This window comes from Phaeobacter italicus, from assembly GCF_019801785.1.
GTDB lineage: Bacteria > Pseudomonadota > Alphaproteobacteria > Rhodobacterales > Rhodobacteraceae > Phaeobacter > Phaeobacter italicus.
In genome coordinates, this window is sequence record NZ_JAHVIJ010000001.1 from 900,378 (window position 1) to 912,626 (window position 12,249).

Sequence of the window (12,249 nt, forward strand, 5' to 3'; positions counted from 1 at the left end):
CAAAGACATGCAAGGCGCCCCACAGCGGGCGCCTTTTGCCGTCGCAACCACCTGTTCTGCGCCCTCTGTGCAACAGGATGGGGTAACTGGTTAACAAAACGTTAACGATGGCTTTGTGAAAAAAGTGAACCGCTCTAGGGTCTTGCCAAAGCATCTTAAGGTGCAACAGGCAAAGATCAGGGCAGACAATGGCACAAGTCACCGTTACAGCGGAGGCCAATACGGCACCGTCTTTTGATTTCTCATCCTTCGACTTCACCCAAGTCACGGTCCTGTCGGCCTCTGACACGCAGGTCGTTCTTGCCTCTGGCGTTCATGTGCTGCGCTTTCAGGGGGTCCTTGGCTACGACGGGGCGGGCAATCTGACCCCGACAAGCACGGTTCACAGTTTCGAACTTTTTCACGACAGCAGCGTGCTGATCTCAGCAACCAATCTGACGCTGACCTCCGCCCAGATCGCCGCCAGCAGTTTCGCAGAACTGCTGCAGATCGGCCTTGCCGGGGATGACAGCTACACGTCCCATTGGAATGGTGGCGAGCGGATCATCACATTTGACGGCAATGACACCATCCGTGCAGGCAGCGGCGATGACACCATCTTTGGCGGCGCGGGGATCGACAGCTTTGTGATCACCCCCAGCCTGCCCGGCTACAGCTTTGCCTTCAATGACATCGTTGGTGCGACCGTGACCACCAGCGAAGGCCGCGACATGCTCTTTGGGGTAGAGATCCTGAAGATCGGTGGCCAGACGCTCCACCTGCGCGAAGGCAGCGATGGGGATGATCTGCTGACCAGCTCCATCACCGCCCCCCGTGGGATGCGCGACATGATCCACGGCCGCGACGGAGATGACACCATCACCGGGGGCGCAGGTCAGGATTTTCTCATTGGCGGCGCAGGACATGACCGTATCGCTGGTGGCAGCAACCATGACCTGATCGAAGGGGGCTTTGGCGATGACACATTGATCGGCAACAGCGGCCGCGATGTGGTGCGCGGTGATCACGGGGCTGATCTGCTGCTGGCTGGCAATGGCCGCGATCACCTGCTGGGCGGCGCTGGGACCGATACGCTGGATGGGGGCCGCGGGCGCGACCACCTTGATGGCGGGGCTGACGCCGATCTCCTGCGCGCAGGCCAGGGCAACGACACGGTTCTGGGCGATGCTGGTGATGACACGCTCATGGGCAACAACGGCCGCGACGTGCTGCGTGGCGACGGTGGCGATGATCTGATCCTTGGTGGGCGCGGCGCAGACACGCTGTTTGGCAGCGACGGTGCGGACCGTTTGATCGGTCAGACAGGCAACGACCGCCTGACCGGTGGCACCCATGCCGATACCTTTGTCTTCTCCCGCGGCCATGGCCACGACACCATCACCGATTTCCGCATTGGCGAAGACATGATCGAAATCACCCGAGGCGCAAACGGGCTGCAGCAACTGGGTTTTCAGGAACTGGGCGGTGACGTGCGCATTTCCTTTGCCAATGTATCCATCCTGGTAGAAAACGTGACGCTTTCCGATCTGATGGATGCGGATAATTTCCTGTTCTAAAGGGGGCTTGCCCGATCTCAACTGCCAACGGATGGGCCCACAGGTCGGCAGCACGAAAAAACGGCCCACGCCCAAATGGGTGCAGGCCGTTTTTGTTTGTCTCGTGAACGGGACCGCTTAGCCAGTCAGAGGTCAATCAGTCCCAATTCAGTCGCTCACAATTCAGTCGGTGACAGTCACGGTCTTCATCAGATCCGGCTGGCCGACAACGGCGCCATTGCCGCCGGTGCCGCGCTTGATCGCGTCAACCACATCCATGCCCTCGGTCACCTGACCCACAACGGTGTACTGACCGTTGAGGAAATGACCCGGTGCAAACATGATGAAGAACTGGGAATTCGCCGAGTTGGGGTTCTGCGAGCGGGCCATGCCGACCACGCCACGATCAAACGCCAGATCCGAGAATTCGGCCGGCAGGTCGGGACGCTCGGAACCGCCGCGGCCCGCGTAGCTCATGTTTTCACCCAGCTTGCCGTATTGCACGTCACCGGTCTGCGCCATGAAACCGTCGATCACCCGGTGGAACACCACGCCATCATACTGACCTTCTGCCGCCAGTGCGGTGATCTGCTCAACATGTTTGGGCGCAACATCCTCAAAGAGGTCGATCTTGATGGTGCCATTGGCCTCCCCCTCGACCTGGATTTCCAGGCCAGAGGCAAAGGCAGGCCCTGCCGCAAGCAGAGCCACCAGAGACAGCGCCTTATGCATCAGCAGCCACCTTGACCGAGATCATGCGATCCGGGTTCGCAGGCGGCTCGCCACGGGTGATGGCATCGACATGTTCCATACCTTCGATCACACGACCATAGACGGTGTACTGACGGTTCAGGAAATGGTTGTCCTTGAAGTTGATGAAGAACTGCGAGTTGGCCGAGTTCGGGTTGGCCGAACGTGCCGCACCAAGGGTGCCACGGTCATGAGGAATGCCAGAGAATTCCGCAGGCAGGTCTTTCTTGTCGGAGCCGCCGGTGCCCGCCATACGCAGGTTGAAGCCGTCTTCCATGTCGCCGTGCTGCACGTCACCGGTCTGCGCCATAAAGCCGTCGATCACCCGGTGGAACGCCACGTTGTCATACTGACCTTCCCGCGCGAGCTCTTTCATCCGGTCACAGTGCATCGGCGCGATATCGGGCAGCAGCTCGATGACGACATTGCCGTCTTTCAGTTCGATGATGACGGTGTTTTCGGGATCTTTGATCTCGGCCATGAGGCCCTCCTGTTCTTTGCATTTGCCCGATAGTTAAGCCTCAAGCCCCAGATTGCCAAGGGAGCATTGCACAGCGCCATTGACTGAGCGGCAAAAAGCTCCGAAACATCGCGCCGACGCCACCGGGGCCAACAGGGTCCCGCGCGGCCACTGAGATGACGACAAACCACGACCAAAAAGGATACGACCATGGGCTGGAACGCACTCGACACGATGGACCTGACAGGCAAGCGCGTTCTGGTGCGCGTTGACATCAACGTCCCGGTGGAAGACGGCCGCGTCACCGACGCCACCCGCATCGAACGCGTCGCCCCCACGATCAAGGATATCCTGACCGCAGGTGGCAAGCCGATCCTGCTGGCCCATTTCGGCCGCCCCAAGGGCAAGGTTGTCGAAGACATGTCCCTGCGCCCGCTGGTGCCTGCGCTTGAAACCGCCTTTGGCGCGCCGGTCACATTTGTCGCCGATTGCCGTGGACCCGCTGCCGAAGCTGCCGTTGCTGCGCTGGCGGACGGGGCGGTTCTCTTGTTGGAAAACACCCGCTTCCATCCGGGCGAAGAAAAGAACGACGCAGATCTGGCCGCCGAAATGGCGCAACTGGGTGATATCTACTGCAACGACGCCTTCTCTGCCGCCCACCGCGCCCATGCCTCAACCGAAGCACTGGCGCGCCTGCTGCCCGCCTGTGCCGGCCGTCTGATGCAGGCCGAACTGACCGCGCTGGAATCCGCACTGGGCCAGCCAGAACGCCCGGTCACAGCTGTTGTTGGCGGCGCCAAGGTGTCGACCAAGCTGGAGCTTCTGGGAAATCTCGTCGGCAAGGTCGACAATCTGGTCATCGGCGGCGGCATGGCCAATACCTTCCTCGCGGCCCGTGGCATTGATGTTGGCAAATCGCTGTGTGAACACGATATGGCCGACACCGCCCGTGAGATCCTCGCCAAGGCAGAAGAGACCGGCTGCAAGATCCTGCTGCCCGTCGATGTCGTGGTCGCACGCGAGTTCAAGGCAGGCGCCGAAAACGAAACCGTTGCCGCCGATGCCTGCCCCGCCGATGCGATGATCCTTGATGCGGGCCCTGAAACCGTTGCTGCGGTGGCAGACACGCTTGCCAACTCCAAAACGCTGATCTGGAATGGCCCGATGGGCGCCTTTGAAATCGCGCCTTTTGATGCGGCCACCAATGCCGCCGCCCAACAGGCCGCCAGCCTGACCAAATCCGGCCAGCTGGTCAGCGTTGCAGGCGGCGGCGACACTGTAGCCGCCCTCAATCAGGCCGGTGCAGCGGCTGACTTCACCTATATCTCTACCGCAGGTGGAGCGTTCCTTGAGTGGATGGAAGGCAAAACCCTGCCCGGCGTCGCCGCTCTGGAAGGCTGAGGATCGAGGCCGAAACCGCACTCCAGACCGGATGCGGGGCCACAGAAACCTTAACAGAAAATTAACCAATTGCGCCCCATCCTACCGGATCGGGGCGCTTTTTTGTCAGTAAATGTTCATTATTTGCACTTTTTCGGTTTCCAAAATCTGAAATCCTGTGTCATGATTAATGCAGATGCCGGACCAACCGGCACAGAAATTGAGCAGAAGATCATACAGGCAAACCTACCGTGACCCGTAGCACCCGGCCATCTCTTGGCGCATTCGCGTTTTCCACGATTGCATTCGCGCTTAGCGCGTATTTCACCTTTGCCGCCGTGCAGGGCGATTTCGGGCTGTTTCGCAGGGTAGAAATTCAGGCAGAGGCAGAGGCCCTGCGCCAGGATCTTGACGAGCTGAAGCGCGAAACCGCGCGGATGGAGAACCTGACGCACCGCCTGTCGGATAATTATCTCGACCTCGACCTCCTGGACGAACAGGCCCGCACCGTTCTGGGCCTGCTGCGCGCGGATGAAATCGTCATCCGCTAAGATTACGACCTGACGCCCGGCGCGCAGCCCCGACACAGGCGTCAGATCAACCCGATACCTGATCGGGGGCTTGCGGCGTCCATCCGCCGCACCGCTCGCGCAGGGCCAGGTGCCCGCCCTCCAGGGATACCTCCACCTGGCCCCCGCGCAATGCACCCCAACATCATCGCAAACCCGGCAGACAGCCCTGCCCGACCCCACGCATCTGGTTGCAGAGCTGGGTTCGGACCATCATCATGCGCCTGCCGGGCCGGGCAAAACCCTGCCCAGATCCATGCCCCACCATGCGCCCCAGCCCATGCCTAGCGACGCCCCACAAACCGCGGGTTTGCCCCTTGGTGACGATACGCAGGGTCAGGATGCATTGATCTGGCAGCACTGGTTTACCTGATCTTGCAAACGCAGGGAGCGCAGCAAAGCAGCGGCTTTGACCGCTTGAAATTAACCCCGCCAGTTCCGCGCGCTCAAAACCCCTGCCTAATTGCCCCACCATGCGCCCCAGCCCATGCCTTGCGGCGCCCCACAAACCGCGGGTTTACCCCTTGGTGACGGTGCGTAATAATAACGCTCGCATGATCTGGCAAAATGATTTATGAATTAGTTTAGCATTAAACTATCTAGCCTTAAGGGGGAGCCCGCCACTATGGCTGCGAGAAAAAGTGTCAAGAAACCAAACGTTTCTGCCGAAGAGCTCTTGGAATACTACCGCGAGATGCTTCTGATCCGGCGATTCGAGGAAAAGGCCGGCCAGCTCTACGGCATGGGCCTGATCGGCGGCTTCTGCCACCTCTACATCGGTCAGGAAGCCGTGGTTGTCGGCCTGGAGGCCGCAGCCGAGGAAGGCGACAAACGCATCACCTCTTACCGCGACCACGGCCACATGCTGGCCTGCGGCATGGACCCCAACGGCGTCATGGCCGAGCTCACAGGTCGTGAAGGCGGCTACTCCAAGGGCAAAGGCGGCTCCATGCACATGTTCTCCAAGGAGAAACATTTCTACGGCGGCCACGGCATCGTTGGCGCGCAGGTGCCGCTGGGGGCAGGTCTTGCCTTCTCCGACAAGTACAAAGGCAACGACCGCGTGACCTTTACCTACTTTGGCGACGGCGCGGCCAACCAGGGTCAGGTCTATGAAACCTACAACATGGCGCAACTCTGGGATCTGCCGGTCATCTTCGTGATCGAGAACAACCAGTACGCCATGGGCACCTCGGTGCAGCGCTCGACCAAATCCCCCGCCCTCTGGAAGCGCGGCGAAGCCTATGGCATCGCAGGCGAGGAAGTAGACGGCATGAATGTCCTGGCCGTGAAAGAGGCAGGCGAACGCGCTGTCGCCCACTGCCGCGCAGGCAAAGGCCCCTACATCCTTGAGGTCAAAACCTACCGCTACCGCGGCCACTCCATGTCCGACCCCGCCAAATACCGCACCCGTGAAGAGGTGCAGAAAATGCGCGAGGAACGTGACCCGATCGAGCAGGTCCGCGACATGCTGCTGACCGGCAACCACGCCAGCGAAGACGACCTCAAGGCGATCGACAAGGAAATCAAGGACATCGTGAACAAGTCCGCCGATTTCGCCAAGGAAAGCCCGGAGCCCGCGCTCGAGGAACTCTGGACCGACATTTATGCGGACGAGCTGCCGCAGGACAACGCCTGAGAGGGAAGAACAAGACATGGCAACTGAAATCCTGATGCCCGCCCTGTCGCCGACCATGGAGGAAGGCACCCTGGCCAAATGGCTGGTCAAAGAGGGCGACACCGTAAACTCCGGCGATATCCTGGCCGAAATCGAAACCGACAAGGCCACGATGGAATTCGAAGCCGTCGATGAAGGCATCGTTGGCAAGATCCTGGTCGCCGAAGGCACCGAAAACGTGAAAGTCAACGCACCCATCGCGATCCTCGTCGAGGAAGGCGAAAGCGCAGACGATATCGCCGCACCTGCAGCAGCAGAGGCTGACAGCCCGGCCGCGGCCCCCGCCGAAACAGCGGCGCCCGCTTCGGCCCCGGCAGCTGCAGCAGCCCCCGCCGCACCGGAAGTGGACGACAGCCCCGACTGGCCCGAAGGCACAGAGGTGGTGCAGACCACCGTCCGCGAAGCTCTGCGCGACGCGATGGCCGAAGAAATGCGCGGTGACGAAGATGTCTTCCTGATGGGCGAGGAAGTCGCCGAATACCAGGGCGCCTACAAGATCTCGCAGGGCCTTCTGGACGAATTCGGCGCCAAGCGCGTGATCGACACCCCGATCACCGAACATGGCTTTGCCGGCATCGCCTCTGGCGCCGCCTTTGGCGGGCTGCGTCCGATCGTGGAATTCATGACCTTCAACTTTGCGATGCAGGGCATTGACCACATCATCAACTCTGCCGCCAAGACGCTTTACATGTCCGGCGGTCAGATGGGCTGCCCCATCGTGTTCCGTGGCCCCAACGGTGCCGCCGCCCGCGTTGCCGCCCAGCACAGCCAGGACTACGCCGCATGGTACATGCAGGTTCCGGGTCTCAAGGTGGTGATGCCCTACTCCGCGTCTGACGCAAAGGGCCTGCTGAAAACCGCGATCCGCGACAACAACCCCGTTGTCTTCCTGGAAAACGAAATCCTTTATGGCCGCTCTTTTGACGTGCCGAAGATGGATGACTTCACCGTGCCCTTCGGCAAGGCCCGCATCTGGCGCCAGGGCAGCGATGTCACGATTGTCTCCTTCGGCATCGGCATGACCTACGCCCTTGAGGCGGCGGACAAGCTGGCCGAGGAAGGCATCAGCGCCGAGGTCATCGACCTGCGCACCATCCGCCCGATGGACACCGGCTCCATCATCAAATCGGTGATGAAGACCAACCGCCTGGTCACCGTTGAAGAAGGCTGGCCGCAAGGCTCTGTTGGCTCCTACATCTCCTCTGTCGTGATGCAGGAAGCCTTCGACTACCTTGATGCCCCCGTCATCAACTGCACCGGCAAGGACGTGCCCATGCCCTATGCCGCCAACCTTGAAAAACACGCGCTGGTCACCACAGACGAGGTGATCGCCGCCGTGAAGCAAGTGACCTACCGGTAAGGAGAGACAGCGATGCCCACAGAAATCCTGATGCCCGCCCTCTCTCCCACCATGGAGGAAGGCACGCTCGCCAAATGGCTCGTGAAGGAAGGCGACGCTGTCGCCTCCGGCGACCTGCTGGCGGAAATCGAAACCGACAAGGCCACGATGGAATTCGAGGCCGTCGACGAAGGTGTGATCGGCAAGATCCTGATCGCAGAAGGCAGCGAAGGCGTGAAGGTCAACAGCCCCATCGCCATCCTGCTGGAAGACGGCGAAAGCGCCGATGACATCGGCGCCACCCCGGCGGCCCCGGCTGCAGCAGAAGACACCGCCCCGGCAGCGTCCAAAGACGCAAGCCCAGCCCCTGCACAGGCCGCCGCCGCGGCGAGCCCTGCCCCGGCTGCTCCGGCTGGCGCAGATGGCTCACGCATCTTCGCATCCCCCCTGGCGCGCCGCATTGCCGCTGACAAGGGCCTGGACCTTGCGGATATCTCAGGCTCCGGCCCCCGCGGTCGTATCGTCAAGGCCGATGTCGAAAACGCAACCGCCGCACCAAAGGCCGCCGCAGCAGCCCCCGCCGCCGCAGCGCCAGCAGCCGCAGCCCCGGCTGCCGCTGCCGCAGCTTCCGGGCCCACAGCCGATCAGGTGGCCCGCATGTACGAAGGCCGCGACTACGAGGAAGTGGCGCTTGACGGAATGCGCAAGACCATTGCCGCGCGCCTGAGCGAAGCCAAGCAGACCATCCCGCATTTCTACCTGCGCCGCGACATCCAGCTGGATGCCCTGCTGAAGTTCCGCGCTGAGCTGAACAAGCAGCTCGAAGGCCGTGGTGTGAAACTCTCGGTCAACGACTTCATCATCAAGGCCGTGGCGCTGGCGCTGCAGGCCGTGCCGGATGCCAATGCCGTCTGGGCCGGTGATCGCGTGCTCAAGATGAAATCCTCCGACGTGGCGGTTGCGGTCGCCATCGAAGGCGGGCTGTTCACACCGGTGCTGCAGGACAGCGACATGAAGTCCCTCTCGACCCTCTCGGCCGAGATGAAAGACCTCGCCAAACGCGCCCGCGACCGCAAACTGGCGCCCCACGAATACCAGGGCGGCTCTTTTGCGATCTCCAACCTCGGCATGTTCGGCATCGACAACTTCGACGCCATCGTGAACCCGCCGCACGCAGGCATCCTGGCCGTCGGCTCCGGCGTCAAGAAACCCGTGGTGGGAGCAGACGGCGAGCTGAAAGTCGCAACCGTCATGAGCGTCACCATGTCCGTTGACCACCGTGTCATCGACGGTGCCCTTGGCGCGGACCTGCTGAAAGCCATCGTCGAAAACCTCGAAAACCCGATGACGATGCTGGCCTGATCAGCCGCTGTAAAACCGCAGGCACCACGCCTGCCCCACAATGCTCCGGGAGTTCATCCCGGAGCATTTTTATTTGGCCAACCCCGCCGCCCGAGCCCCCAGCGCCGTCATCTTTCCAAAAATACTCAAAACCACCGCCCAAAAAACAAAAGCCCGGATCATCAAATCCGGGCTTTTTCAATCCACAGGGCGCGATGGGTCAAGCATGGTCCTTCAGCGGCCAGCTCCACTCATAATAGGGGTCCGATTTGGTCCATCCACTCCCATAACGCCACTTAAGAAAAGCCTCCGGATCAGCAGGTGCCGGATAACTGCGACCATAAAAATCGATCCGTGACGTCGGAAGAACATGCTTCACCGCAATGGCCTCATACTGCGGGTACTTTCGCATGGTGTACAACTTGTTCCCTTCCCGCCAGGTAGGAAAAATATCCAGCGAGATATTGCCTTGTCGCAAACTGAAGTTGTCATTCTTCCATCGCCCCATACGAAAGCCAAGGGCTTTGAACTTCTCAACCAGATCCCCACGCCGAGCGAGCATTTCCTCATAGGACGTAGATCCATCGTGATAGATCACATCGACATCGTCATCATGCGGCAGAAAGCCCTTGTCCCGCACAGCGCCAAGAAGACTGCCATAAGCAAGCATGGGGGTGACGCCAACTTCTTCCATCGCTGGAAACAAAACGTCCAGACCATTAAGAAACTCATCCTTGCGACGAAGAAGCATCTGTTCCTGAATGATATGGCGCCCCGCGGAGAAACAGGTTTCCCGACCCAACCGGCGGGAGAGAATGGCGTTCACACCGGCCATTGCTTCTTCAAATCCGGAAATCGTGTCGAGATATTTCGACATCGGGCCAAAATTAGCCGTCGGTAACGGATGCTGATCCTCGATTGCTCCAGCCATGATGTATGTCATGAGCTTCGCAGTCTCCGGCGTTTTCTCGACCTCTGGTTCAAAAACCGGCAACAGCCAAGCAAGCTGACGAGGGGTGATCCCGCGCGCCTCTCCACTCTCAAGCTGATCGAGAAGGCGCCCGACAAAGGCCGCACGATGGGCTGTTCTGGCGGGTTTCTTGCGAAGTTCCGGCACGCTCAATCCGATGGCTTCGTGCATCTTGTGCATCTCACGAACCATGTCGGCTGGATCAAATCCCCGATGCGTTGAAACGAGGCGGCCGCCGCGGTAGCCATTGACGCAGATGTTGCGCATACGTTTGCCCAGGCGTACGCCTCTGTTTCCCAGCTCTATCGCCTCTACATCAACCGCTTCACGCAGCTGAATTGTCAGGCAAGGGCGCGTTTCCTCTCCGCTTTTGATATTCCGTTCATTGACCAGCGCCTTTCGAACATCGACATCCTGTTGCCCATTGGGGTCCGACGACAGAACAGCGGATTCTGCGACTGCCATCATACGCAGCTTGGGCCCCTTAGGCTGGATCAGAATGACATTTGGAAACGCGTATTGCTGCGGATTCACGCCATCAAAGTAGATCTGGATCTTACGGAGCCTCTGCCCGATCTCGATCCGCTTAGTGAAGTTTCCTTTGCGCGAGAAGAAACCATAGCCCGGCAAAAGCTCATAAGCCAGGTCCGTGTCAGTCTGGACGCTCATCGATTTTTCTTTCTGTGGTCAGCGCAGCTTGGCAGAAGCAGGCCGTGGCTCGTCCGCAGAGTTCCCGCTCAGCGGGTAAAGGCGATCCTTGAGGGACGTTGTCGAAATCCCCTCGGTGCGAGGTAGGTAGACCACTTCACAGTGGGCTTTCAGATGGTCAAATTTGCCCGCCCAGTCATCACCCATGACAAAGACGTCGATATTGTAGCGCTGGATGTCCTCCACCTTCTGCTCCCAATCGTTCTCAGGAAACACATGATGGACATGGCGCAGGGCTGCAACAATCTCTGCACGGTCGTCATAGGGGATCACACATTCCTTCCCCTTGATAGCATTGAAGGAATCGCTCGACACACCAACGAAAAGCCGATCTCCCAAACCGCTCGCCCGTTCCAGAAGGCGTGCATGGCCGACATGGAACAGATCATATGTTCCATAAGTCAAAACATTCTTGGGATGAATGATGTTTGTCACTATAATATCTAACACACTAATTTGCTCACTTACAGTGGTTACAAATCTGTTACGTTGAAGTCAATGACTGGCTCTAGCCGGTCCTTGGGTAAACCAAGGGTTGAGAGAGACATCTATGGCACTTTTGACAGCCGTTGCAAAAGTGGACGTATCAAAAACAAAAGCCCGGATCATCCGATCCGGGCTTTTTCAATCCACAGGGCGCGATGGGTCAGCTGTCTTTGCTGCCGCCTGTCAGCACCTGGTTCATGCTGACTGCGGGCTGATCGCAGCCTGCTTCACCGACGATCTTGGCCGGCACACCAGCGACTGTTTTGCAGGGGGGCACCTCCTGCAGCACCACAGAGCCTGCAGCGATCCGCGAGCAATGGCCGATCTTGATGTTGCCCAGCACCTTGGCCCCTGCCCCGATCAGCACACCATCGCCGATCTTCGGGTGGCGGTCTTCCTCTTCCTTGCCGGTCCCGCCAAGGGTGACGGAATGCAGCATCGACACATTGTCCCCCACCACGGCGGTTTCGCCGATCACGATGGAATGGGCGTGGTCGATCATGATCCCGCGGCCAATACGAGCGGCGGGGTGGATATCAACGCCAAAAATCTCCGAGATCCGCATCTGGAAGAAATAGGCCAGGTCATAATCTCCCTGCGTCCACAGCCAATGGGCGACGCGGTAGCATTGCACCGCCTGATAGCCCTTGAAGTAGAGGATCGGCTGCAACAGCCGGTGGCAGGCGGGATCTCGTTCATAGACTGCCATCAGATCGGCCCGGCCTGCGGCAACCAGATCGGGATTTTCGTCATAGGCCCGATCGACGATCTCGCGCAGGATCACCATCGACATCTCGTTGGAGCACAGTTTCGCGGCAATCCGATACGACAGCGCCTTTTCCAGCGACTTATGGTGCAGGATACAGGCGTGGATCAACCCACCCATCAGCGGCTGACGGGTCACGGCGTCCTGCGCCTCGGTGGTGATCTTGTCCCAGACGGGGTCGACTGAACTGACGGCTTGGCGCGTCTCAAGCATGGCTTGGCCTCCTGTGCTCTTCGCAGGATAGCTATCTAAGCGAAAAAACACCAA

11 protein-coding genes are annotated in these 12,249 nt (G+C 59.7%); 6 read left to right on the forward strand and 5 right to left on the reverse strand.

What is annotated here, in order from left to right:
* The first annotated feature begins 188 nt into the window (after nucleotides 1-188).
* Nucleotides 189-1,556 (forward strand): calcium-binding protein, encoded by a 1,368-nt coding sequence (locus KUV39_RS04140; RefSeq protein WP_222459004.1) that lies wholly within the window; start codon nucleotides 189-191, stop codon nucleotides 1,554-1,556.
* 162 nt (nucleotides 1,557-1,718) lie between these two features.
* On the opposite strand, the gene KUV39_RS04145 is transcribed toward KUV39_RS04140, so the two are convergent.
* Nucleotides 1,719-2,267, reverse strand: a complete 549-nt coding sequence (locus KUV39_RS04145) for a peptidylprolyl isomerase (protein WP_008561680.1) — start codon at nucleotides 2,265-2,267, stop codon at nucleotides 1,719-1,721.
* A complete protein-coding gene (locus KUV39_RS04150; RefSeq protein WP_008559671.1) occupies nucleotides 2,260-2,766 on the reverse strand; it encodes a peptidylprolyl isomerase in 507 nt (168 codons plus the stop codon). The genes KUV39_RS04145 and KUV39_RS04150 overlap by 8 nt, the downstream gene beginning before the upstream one ends.
* A 189-nt stretch (nucleotides 2,767-2,955) precedes the next feature.
* On the opposite strand from KUV39_RS04150, the gene KUV39_RS04155 reads away from it, so the two are divergent.
* The 5 genes from KUV39_RS04155 (at nucleotide 2,956) to KUV39_RS04175 (ending at nucleotide 9,073) form a co-directional block, all read left to right on the forward strand.
* A complete protein-coding gene (locus KUV39_RS04155) occupies nucleotides 2,956-4,146 on the forward strand; it encodes a phosphoglycerate kinase (RefSeq protein WP_050672301.1) in 1,191 nt (396 codons plus the stop codon).
* A gap of 230 nt (nucleotides 4,147-4,376) precedes the next feature.
* On the forward strand, nucleotides 4,377-4,676 hold the full coding sequence (locus KUV39_RS04160) for an FtsB family cell division protein (protein WP_008562084.1): 300 nt from the start codon (nucleotides 4,377-4,379) through the stop codon (nucleotides 4,674-4,676).
* 643 nt (nucleotides 4,677-5,319) lie between these two features.
* Entirely contained in the window at nucleotides 5,320-6,333 is a 1,014-nt protein-coding gene (gene pdhA / locus KUV39_RS04165) for a pyruvate dehydrogenase (acetyl-transferring) E1 component subunit alpha (protein WP_008559129.1), read from the forward strand.
* A 16-nt stretch (nucleotides 6,334-6,349) separates the two neighbouring features.
* Nucleotides 6,350-7,732 (forward strand): pyruvate dehydrogenase complex E1 component subunit beta, encoded by a 1,383-nt coding sequence (locus tag KUV39_RS04170; protein ID WP_008562425.1) that lies wholly within the window; start codon nucleotides 6,350-6,352, stop codon nucleotides 7,730-7,732.
* A gap of 12 nt (nucleotides 7,733-7,744) precedes the next feature.
* The gene (locus KUV39_RS04175; protein WP_222459005.1) at nucleotides 7,745-9,073 is read left to right on the forward strand and encodes a pyruvate dehydrogenase complex dihydrolipoamide acetyltransferase; all 1,329 of its coding nucleotides are present in this window, start codon (nucleotides 7,745-7,747) and stop codon (nucleotides 9,071-9,073) included.
* Between the two features lie 199 nt (nucleotides 9,074-9,272).
* On the opposite strand, the gene KUV39_RS04180 is transcribed toward KUV39_RS04175, so the two are convergent.
* The 3 genes from KUV39_RS04180 to cysE form a co-directional block, all read right to left on the reverse strand.
* The gene (locus KUV39_RS04180; protein WP_222459006.1) at nucleotides 9,273-10,691 is read right to left on the reverse strand and encodes a LicD family protein; all 1,419 of its coding nucleotides are present in this window, start codon (nucleotides 10,689-10,691) and stop codon (nucleotides 9,273-9,275) included.
* A gap of 18 nt (nucleotides 10,692-10,709) precedes the next feature.
* A complete protein-coding gene (locus tag KUV39_RS04185; RefSeq protein ID WP_336512804.1) occupies nucleotides 10,710-11,165 on the reverse strand; it encodes an adenylyltransferase/cytidyltransferase family protein in 456 nt (151 codons plus the stop codon).
* A 211-nt stretch (nucleotides 11,166-11,376) separates the two neighbouring features.
* Nucleotides 11,377-12,195: a serine O-acetyltransferase gene (cysE, locus tag KUV39_RS04190; protein ID WP_008558874.1), complete on the reverse strand. Its 819-nt coding sequence runs from the start codon at nucleotides 12,193-12,195 to the stop codon at nucleotides 11,377-11,379.
* Nucleotides 12,196-12,249: the final 54 nt, after the last annotated feature.

What these genes read in the sequence shown, in the direction of transcription:
- KUV39_RS04170 (WP_008562425.1), top strand. Translation starts at nt 6,350, where the DNA reads ATGGCAACTGAAATCCTGATGCCCGCCCTGTCGCCGACCATGGAGGAA.
- KUV39_RS04180 (WP_222459006.1), bottom strand. Translation starts at nt 10,691, where the DNA reads ATGAGCGTCCAGACTGACACGGACCTGGCTTATGAGCTTTTGCCGGGC.
- pdhA (WP_008559129.1), top strand. Translation starts at nt 5,320, where the DNA reads ATGGCTGCGAGAAAAAGTGTCAAGAAACCAAACGTTTCTGCCGAAGAG.
- KUV39_RS04145 (WP_008561680.1), bottom strand. Translation starts at nt 2,267, where the DNA reads ATGCATAAGGCGCTGTCTCTGGTGGCTCTGCTTGCGGCAGGGCCTGCC.
- cysE (WP_008558874.1), bottom strand. Translation starts at nt 12,195, where the DNA reads ATGCTTGAGACGCGCCAAGCCGTCAGTTCAGTCGACCCCGTCTGGGAC.
- KUV39_RS04150 (WP_008559671.1), bottom strand. Translation starts at nt 2,766, where the DNA reads ATGGCCGAGATCAAAGATCCCGAAAACACCGTCATCATCGAACTGAAA.
- KUV39_RS04175 (WP_222459005.1), top strand. Translation starts at nt 7,745, where the DNA reads ATGCCCACAGAAATCCTGATGCCCGCCCTCTCTCCCACCATGGAGGAA.
- KUV39_RS04155 (WP_050672301.1), top strand. Translation starts at nt 2,956, where the DNA reads ATGGGCTGGAACGCACTCGACACGATGGACCTGACAGGCAAGCGCGTT.
- KUV39_RS04140 (WP_222459004.1), top strand. Translation starts at nt 189, where the DNA reads ATGGCACAAGTCACCGTTACAGCGGAGGCCAATACGGCACCGTCTTTT.